Source organism: Glaciecola punicea ACAM 611 (assembly GCF_000252165.1).
Classification (GTDB): domain Bacteria; phylum Pseudomonadota; class Gammaproteobacteria; order Enterobacterales; family Alteromonadaceae; genus Glaciecola; species Glaciecola punicea.
In genome coordinates this window covers 1-7,423 of record NZ_BAET01000035.1, presented here as the reverse complement: position 1 = coordinate 7,423, position 7,423 = coordinate 1, and the positions used below count along the sequence as shown (strand labels likewise).

At 40.9% G+C, this 7,423-nt stretch carries 7 protein-coding genes and 4 tRNA genes; 2 read left to right on the top strand and 9 right to left on the bottom strand.

The annotated features are described in order from the left end of the window. From GPUN_RS13555 to murB, 8 genes are all read right to left on the bottom strand, one after another. A partial coding sequence (locus GPUN_RS13555; RefSeq protein ID WP_040521236.1) for a GTP-binding protein occupies positions 1–288 on the bottom strand: 288 nt, incomplete at its 3' end. A gap of 45 nt (positions 289–333) precedes the next feature. Next, positions 334–409: transfer RNA gene (locus GPUN_RS13550), tRNA-Thr, on the bottom strand. 4 nt (positions 410–413) lie between these two features. Further along, positions 414–488: transfer RNA gene (locus GPUN_RS13545), tRNA-Gly, on the bottom strand. 39 nt (positions 489–527) lie between these two features. Continuing rightward, positions 528–612, bottom strand: a tRNA-Tyr gene (locus GPUN_RS13540). A gap of 9 nt (positions 613–621) precedes the next feature. Then, positions 622–697, bottom strand: a tRNA-Thr gene (locus GPUN_RS13535). A gap of 127 nt (positions 698–824) precedes the next feature. Continuing rightward, entirely contained in the window at positions 825–1,619 is a 795-nt protein-coding gene (locus GPUN_RS13530; protein WP_040521235.1) for a type III pantothenate kinase, read from the bottom strand. After that, the gene (gene birA, locus GPUN_RS13525) at positions 1,588–2,592 is read right to left on the bottom strand and encodes a bifunctional biotin--[acetyl-CoA-carboxylase] ligase/biotin operon repressor BirA (RefSeq protein ID WP_006007827.1); all 1,005 of its coding nucleotides are present in this window, start codon (positions 2,590–2,592) and stop codon (positions 1,588–1,590) included. The genes GPUN_RS13530 and birA overlap by 32 nt, the downstream gene beginning before the upstream one ends. After that, the gene (gene murB, locus GPUN_RS13520) at positions 2,589–3,611 is read right to left on the bottom strand and encodes a UDP-N-acetylmuramate dehydrogenase (protein ID WP_006007825.1); all 1,023 of its coding nucleotides are present in this window, start codon (positions 3,609–3,611) and stop codon (positions 2,589–2,591) included. The genes birA and murB overlap by 4 nt, the downstream gene beginning before the upstream one ends. A 306-nt stretch (positions 3,612–3,917) precedes the next feature. Between murB and GPUN_RS13515 the strand changes: the two genes are divergently transcribed. Continuing rightward, the gene (locus GPUN_RS13515; RefSeq protein ID WP_006007823.1) at positions 3,918–4,481 is read left to right on the top strand and encodes a PH domain-containing protein; all 564 of its coding nucleotides are present in this window, start codon (positions 3,918–3,920) and stop codon (positions 4,479–4,481) included. After that, entirely contained in the window at positions 4,474–6,105 is a 1,632-nt protein-coding gene (locus GPUN_RS13510; RefSeq protein ID WP_006007821.1) for a PH domain-containing protein, read from the top strand. The genes GPUN_RS13515 and GPUN_RS13510 overlap by 8 nt, the downstream gene beginning before the upstream one ends. 62 nt (positions 6,106–6,167) lie before the next feature. Here GPUN_RS13510 and GPUN_RS13505 read toward each other — a convergent pair whose 3' ends face one another. Further along, complete coding sequence (locus GPUN_RS13505) at positions 6,168–7,235, bottom strand: MBL fold metallo-hydrolase (protein ID WP_051987365.1); 1,068 nt, start codon at positions 7,233–7,235, stop codon at positions 6,168–6,170. Positions 7,236–7,423: the final 188 nt, after the last annotated feature.

The following is a 7,423-nucleotide window of genomic DNA, read 5'->3' as shown; positions in this document are numbered from 1 at the left end:
AGCACCGGTGATCATGTTTTTTACATAATCGGCGTGACCAGGACAATCAACGTGTGCATAATGACGGTTAGGCGTGTCATATTCGACGTGTGAGGTATTAATAGTAATACCGCGCTCGCGCTCTTCTGGTGCGTTATCAATTTGGTCAAACGCTGAGGCAGAGCCACCGTATGTTTTTGCTAGAACTGTACTGATAGCCGCAGTTAGCGTTGTTTTACCGTGGTCAACGTGGCCAATTGTGCCAACGTTAACATGCGGTTTTTTACGTTCAAATTTTGCTTTTGCCATTGTCTTTTCCCAGCAAAGTTAATATTAAAAAAAGTAATCAAAGAATGGTGCTGATAGGCAGATTCGAACTGCCGACCTCACCCTTACCAAGGGTGCGCTCTACCAACTGAGCCATATCAGCATCGTGGAGCGAGCAGCGGGAATCGAACCCGCATCATCAGCTTGGAAGGCTGAGGTAATAGCCATTATACGATGCTCGCATTCCCGAAGTTTCTCTGACCAACTTTTTTTCAAAAAGGTGGTGGAGGGTGCAGGATTCGAACCTGCGAAGGCTGAGCCGTCAGATTTACAGTCTGATCCCGTTGACCGCTTGGGTAACCCTCCAGAGATTGATGGTGCCGACTACCGGAATCGAACTGGTGACCTACTGATTACAAGTCAGTTGCTCTACCAACTGAGCTAAGTCGGCACTACATCAAGTGGGTGCGGATTCTAGAGCAATGATTAATGATGCGCAAGTGTCTTTTGGTAAATAAATAGATTTTTTTACGATTAATGTTTGCTTGCTCGTAAAAGCTTCTATATTTGCCATTATTTTAATCATTTTTAGCCATATTTTGATGTGCAATTTTGGCCAGCCCAATTAACACTAAATTTTCAACATAATTTATATTCACGCACGCGCTATTATTTTCTGATTTTGCCAATGTACTGATCAGCACTCTTGCATCTCCTCCACTTATATACAGCTCGTATTTTGAACAATACGATTGCATGATGTTGCATGCTTGCAATAACATTCCGCTGAGTTGTGCAAGAGCACCTTGTGCAACACATATAGGCGTGTCATTACCTAGTGTTAATGTGTCCAATAGCTGACCTTGGTCAAATACTCTTTTAGTTTGGCTAACCACTGCGGTGCGAGCCATAGAAAGTCCTGGCGCTATCCAACCACCTAAGTGTTTGTTGGCAACCACAAAGTCACAGGTTATAGCAGTGCCTGCGTCTATCACAATAAAATTAGTTTGCTCTCCCCTATCACGAAGTGCCGCGCCTGCTAAAATCACCATCCAGCGATCAGCGCCCATATTTTGCGGCTGTGCGTAAGCATTTGAAATATCAAACTGTACTGCTTGAGTGCGCGTTTGGTGAAAAGGAATTTTTGCTTTGCCACACAGCGCTGCAATAAAAAGGCTTGTTTCTTCATTTACTACGCTGCATAACCAACAGTTTGCAGCCTGCTCAAGTAAGGCTTCAATACTGTCTAGCGATGTTCTAAATATGCGTAAATCGGCAATTTCTTCAGGAAAAGTATACCAAGCATACTTAATACTGCTGTTGCCAATATCGAGCAATAAACTAGGCCTGTCTAACACTAATTTCTCCGCCATGAAAAGCTTTTATACTGCCGTTAATATCAAGCAAAAGTGCGCCAGTATTGTCAATACCATTGCCTGTGCCCGTGATAATTTTATCACCAGCAACTATCGTTATGTGTTTTTTGTAATATAAATCGCAGTCTTTCCATCTTGCCATAAAAGGCGCCATACCGTGTGCCTCAAATATAGGTAAATTCTGCCAAAGCTTATGAATAAGGGCAGCGGCTAATTGATTTTTGCTAATAGGTTTTTTAGTTATACTGGATAGATCAGTGAAAGCTTGATTTATTCCTTGCACATTAGCGGGCAAATTTATATTAATGCCTATGCCAATGATAGCCGATGTAGTGGCCCCTACTTGTCCCTCAACCTCAATTAAAACGCCCGCTAGTTTTTTCTGTTCATGGTACACATCGTTTGGCCATTTTAACTGACAGTTCAATACCTCTAACGATTGCAGTGTTTCATTAATGATTACCCCCACCATCAAACTAAGCCCGGTCATCGCTTGGTGGCCACCGGTAAATCGCCACAGCATGCTTAAGTATAAGCTACTGGCATAGGGCGAAACCCAATTTCGTCCGCGCCTGCCGCGGCCTGCACTTTGTGCTTCAGCTAAACAACAATAGCCAGAATCGACATAGGGTACACTGTGCGATTTTGCTTTTACAATATCGTTAGTTGAACTAACCAAATTCTCAATCTGTATCAAAAAGGCATTACCTTGACTTGACGCCGGCAATGCAGCTTGAATTTGGCTGTGCGACAATAGCTCAATATGATTGGTTAGCTTGTATCCGCGCCCTTTAATACTGCAGATATCGAGGCCAAGCTTATTCAGTGCTTTTATTTGCTCGGAAATTGCACTGCGGCTGAGCGCTAGTTCACTAGCTAGATCTTCACCAAGGTGGAAATGGCCATCGTTTAATTTATTTAGCAATTGAGTGCGAAGCGCTTGTTTATTTTGCGCCTGTGATTTTTTCATAACGTGACAAGTCCATGTTTCCCAATTAGCCGCACCTCATTGTCTAGCTCAATATCAAAGGTTTTGTATACCGAGTCACGAATTTGACGCGCTAGCGTCAGTAAGTCTTTACCTTCTCCTTCTCCCATATTAACCAGCACAAGCGCTTGATTTTCATGACAGGCAATATTGCCAATTTTTTTTCCTCTAAACCCCAATTTATCAATAAGCCATGCTGCCGGGATTTTTACCTGATGTTCATTTACTCGGAAACTCGGCATATCATTGTGGATATTTAAAAGCCTATTAAGATGGTTATTATCAATTACTGGGTTTTTAAAAAAACTCCCAGCATTGCCTAGTTTTGCAGGATCGGGTAGCTTACTTTTTCTGATAGCAATAACTTCATTAAACACCTTCTCGGCGCTAGGTAATACCAGGTGCAGCAATGAGCCGTAACTCGTTTCAAGTTTATACACTTTAGGTAAGCGGTAAAAAACGCGCGTTATTATACGTTGATTATGAGCCTGCTGTTTGAAAATACTGTCACGATAGCCAAAATTGCACTGCTCTTTATTAAAGCTGCATAGGGTGAGCGACTCGGTGTCTAAAAACTCAACTTTATCAATAAACCTTTCTATTTCGACACCATAAGCGCCTATATTTTGAATAGGCGATGCACCAACAGTGCCTGGAATAAGGGCCAAATTTTCAAAACCACCAATATTACGTTGTATGCAAAACTCGACTAATCTATGCCAATTTTCACCCGCTCCTACGGTGAGTAAGTATTCGCTTTTATTTTCATTCACGAGTATACCTTTAATTCGATTTAGCAGCACCAATTGTGGATAGTCATCAATAAATACTGTATTACTACCTTCACCTAACATCAGGTATTTTGTGTCATCGCCTTCGTTTATTAAAGCCCTAATTGTGCTTATTAATTCTCGTGACGATTCAATATTTATAATCCTGCGGCAGCGCGCGTGAAGCGAAAATGTATGTAAAGATTTTAACGAGTCCAATTTTTTATTCACTTATTCGTTAATTTATCTATATTTATTGTTACAGAAAATGGTGCACGTGTATAAACTTAAATGACAAATTTATATAAAGTACGACAAAGATAGGTGATATTGTGCAACGACGTAACTTTGGTGAGCGGTCTATTTTAACCAATTAAGCGCTCGTGGATATTGTAAAACGAACCACACCTCGTTGTATAAGGCTAAAGCGGTAGGACGTTATTGTATCGAAGTTGGTCATAATTAAGCGCATTGACGTATTTGATAGTCTGCGCTTTACCCATGATAGCGTCGTGCTCATTTAAAGGATACTTTGTTTTGTCTGAAACCCCGTCTAATTTTACTGTAGAACCTGAATTTACTAATAAAACGTTGTCTGTTACTGAAATAAATACGGCAACTATGGCAATGACGCCTATATCCCCTAAGTATCGTCAGATAAATCTAATTTGGGGGGCGTGTTTTGGTGCTGTACTTGCCATAATTTTGACACTTTTCACAAGTGGTATTATCTTTGATTTACCCGAAAATGCGCGCCCTTACGTTATTGGCGGCTACGTTTTTATCGCTATTAGTACACTGCGCAACTTAATTTATCACGTTTTTGCCGACCCACTCATACAATATGCTCTGCGTGAACACGATCTTAATTATCAATCGGGTCTAATCTTTAGAAGCTTGGTCAGCCAGCCCATCTTACGGATTCAGCACATCGAAATTAGACGTGGGCCTATAGAGCTGCAGGCTGGCCTCGCTACACTACAGGTATTTAGCGCCGGCGGCGTATCTCATACATTCAATATTCCAGGTCTTGTTTATGAAGACGCTGTGTCGCTGCGTCAATTTATTCTTGATCATAAGGATTTAGCTGCCGATGTCTGAAACAAGGCAAAATGAACATATCAAATCCAATAACGAAACACAGCCCTTGCTAACTCAACCTGAGATAGACGCGAACTTAACTCGCACACACGCACAAGAATGGTCACGTGTATCGCCTTTGGCTATTTTGTATTTCTTTACTAAAACAGTATATGGCTTAGTAAGTGGCGTACTTATTTATACGCTTCCTGCTTTTGCAGCCGGCTATTCAACGATCAAAGAAAACCCAGTGTATCTTGCATTAGGGCTTATTGCTTTCTTTACGCTAATTCTGATAAACAGCATCGCTAAGTATTGGTTTTACCTTTACAAGTTTACTGACGAGCGCGTTGAAATTAAACAGGGTGTATTTAAAAAGTCACATTTAGACCTACCGTTTAAAAAGATACAAAATGTTAAGGTGATTCAACCCTTCTATTATCGCTTTAATCAATATTCGTTTATTGAATTAGATACTGCAGGCTCTGCTCAGCAGGAAGCAAAAATTGTTGCACTACCCCTGCGTCTAGCTGAGAGCTTCAAGCAGATGATACTGCAGATAAAAACTAATGAACCTGCAAATACTTTAAATAAAGAGTCGGGCTGCGTTGAAGTGCATCAAGATAAGGAAACATTGCTGAACGAACGCTCGCTAATGGATCTGGTAATTCATGGTATATCGAATAACCGAGTATGGATATTTTTGGGCTTTTTAGCGCCCTTCTACAATGCTATTGGAGAGAACATTGGCCTTGCCTTAGAAAGTGTTGGCATTGATTTAATGGCGTATCTAGATTACGAAAGTCTCAGTGTTGGCTTATTTATATTACACGTATTGTCACTCGTAATGCTAGTTATGTTAGTTGTTGTTTCGTTCTCGGTAATTGGTTCGATATTTGTATTTTATAAATATAAATTAAGCCGCTTAGGAGACAGGTACATCCGCCGAAGTGGTCTCTTAACTAAGCATGAAGTCAGTATGCGACTTAGCAGAATTCAAGTCGCTGTTCAGCAGCAAGACTGGCTTGACCTAGTTATTCAACGTACAAATCTTCGCTTTGAACAAAACATGAATATGCCCGTTGGCGGTGGGCAGGCAGGTAATATAAATAATGCAAGTAAGCTCATTGTGCCGTCAGTTACGATCACTGAATCAGCAGCATTAATTCAAGATGCATTTAATGTTAAACGTTTCGATAGTATTGTCTTTACCCGTATTTCAAAACGGTTAATTATTCGCATTCTAGCTTTCCCCATTATGCCTATACTCGTTTTGGTTAACGCAGTGGTACTTCAATCTGGTGAAACTACTATTCTAGGCTGGGGCATTCTCTCTATGTTCAATACTCTATTAGTTGGCTTAGTGTATTTACGCTGGTGGCGTTGGGGCTACCATTTTGAAAAAGGTTTTATTTATATTAGGAAGGGATTAATTGGGGTGAATTATTATGTGTTTCCCGTCGGCAAGACTCAGCAGGTTGTATATCAACAAAGCGTATTTATGCGACCGCATAATTTAGCAGATATAAACTATGTATTGGCCTCAGGCTTCCACAAAGTACCACTTATTCCAGAATACTTGGCCAGAGAACAGGCCAATCGTGCCTTACTGATTGTTGCTAGAGATAAGCCAGTGTGGATGTAACACTTTCGCGCCAATTTGCTTGTGCAATATGACGCAGCTGCGGAATGTTTTAATCTTGTTTTTTATTTAAGGGTAAAAACATAGTGACCTTGTTGGTTAATCTCGCGCGAGCATTCTCCAGCAAAGAATAAATAATTCAGATGTGAGAATGCCTCTGCGATGGCAAAAAACATATTGTGGTCATCCAGCTTACGTTTGAACATCAGGGGTAAACAATCTGCTACTGTTTTAGACGTTTTGCAAAAGTCGCGTAAGTTTTCCAAATGCATATGGTGATGATTACAGAGTTGGTTAACCCGGCAGTGTAATCCGTAGAATGGTTGTTTATGAGATGGAAGCACCAATGTGTCACCGGGTAGCTGAAGGAACTGCGGCAAAGTCGTCAAATATTGCAGTAAAGCATTGGCGTTAGGCTCTGTACTATAAACCCCAATATTAGGCGAAATTTTAGGTAGCACCTGATCACCGGAGATTAACACCTTGAGTGACTCACTATATAGGCATACGTGCTCTGGTGAATGTCCTCTGCCGATAATAACTTTCCAACTATGCTCTCCTATTAGCAAACTGTTGCCCGCTTCTAAGCGCTCAAACTGAAGCGGAATAGGCACAATGACAGCACCCATTCCCTTACTTGATTTCCTGTTTTCTTTGGCAATTGCAACATAGTCAGTCGACATACCGCAGCGTACTAAATATTGGTCATCTTGCCAGTCACTTGCGCCCATTGCACCAGCGGTGAGTGCCCTTGCAACAAAGTATTCTGAGTTAGACATATAGAAGGGAACACGAAATTTTTCAACTAAATACCCGGCCATACCAATGTGATCTGGATGCATATGGGTCACAATTACTTTTGTAATCGGTTTAATTAGCTCACCTAATAAACTCTCCCATAATTCTTTTGTTTTATTCGTGCCAATACCGGTGTCAATTAGAACGTAGCCATCTGTTAGTGTGTCTTCAATAAGATATAAGTTAATATGATCAAGAGCAAATGGCAATGGCATACGTAGCCACAAGATCCCTGGTGCAACTTGCTCCCACTTTCCGGGCTTTGGCAAAGGCACGTCAATATAATGTATTTCTTCAGACATATGGTCGGGTATATTTTTTTGTAATTCCGGCATTGTTTTTTTCACCTCTTTCGTCATGTTTGCGCCGCCTTTCATCTACTCTATCATTTGATTGTATCGATAATACTATTACAGACAATTTGGAAGCTTTGTACCAACTATCTTTTATGATTGTTGTTGATAAGCGGTGTGTATAAGTGCAGATTTTTAGTGTCCGCTCTTGTCACTGAAAATACTGCGCC

What these genes read in the sequence shown, in the direction of transcription:
- GPUN_RS13530 (WP_040521235.1), bottom strand. Translation starts at nt 1,619, where the DNA reads ATGGCGGAGAAATTAGTGTTAGACAGGCCTAGTTTATTGCTCGATATT.
- birA (WP_006007827.1), bottom strand. Translation starts at nt 2,592, where the DNA reads ATGAAAAAATCACAGGCGCAAAATAAACAAGCGCTTCGCACTCAATTG.
- GPUN_RS13510 (WP_006007821.1), top strand. Translation starts at nt 4,474, where the DNA reads ATGTCTGAAACAAGGCAAAATGAACATATCAAATCCAATAACGAAACA.
- GPUN_RS13505 (WP_051987365.1), bottom strand. Translation starts at nt 7,235, where the DNA reads ATGCCGGAATTACAAAAAAATATACCCGACCATATGTCTGAAGAAATA.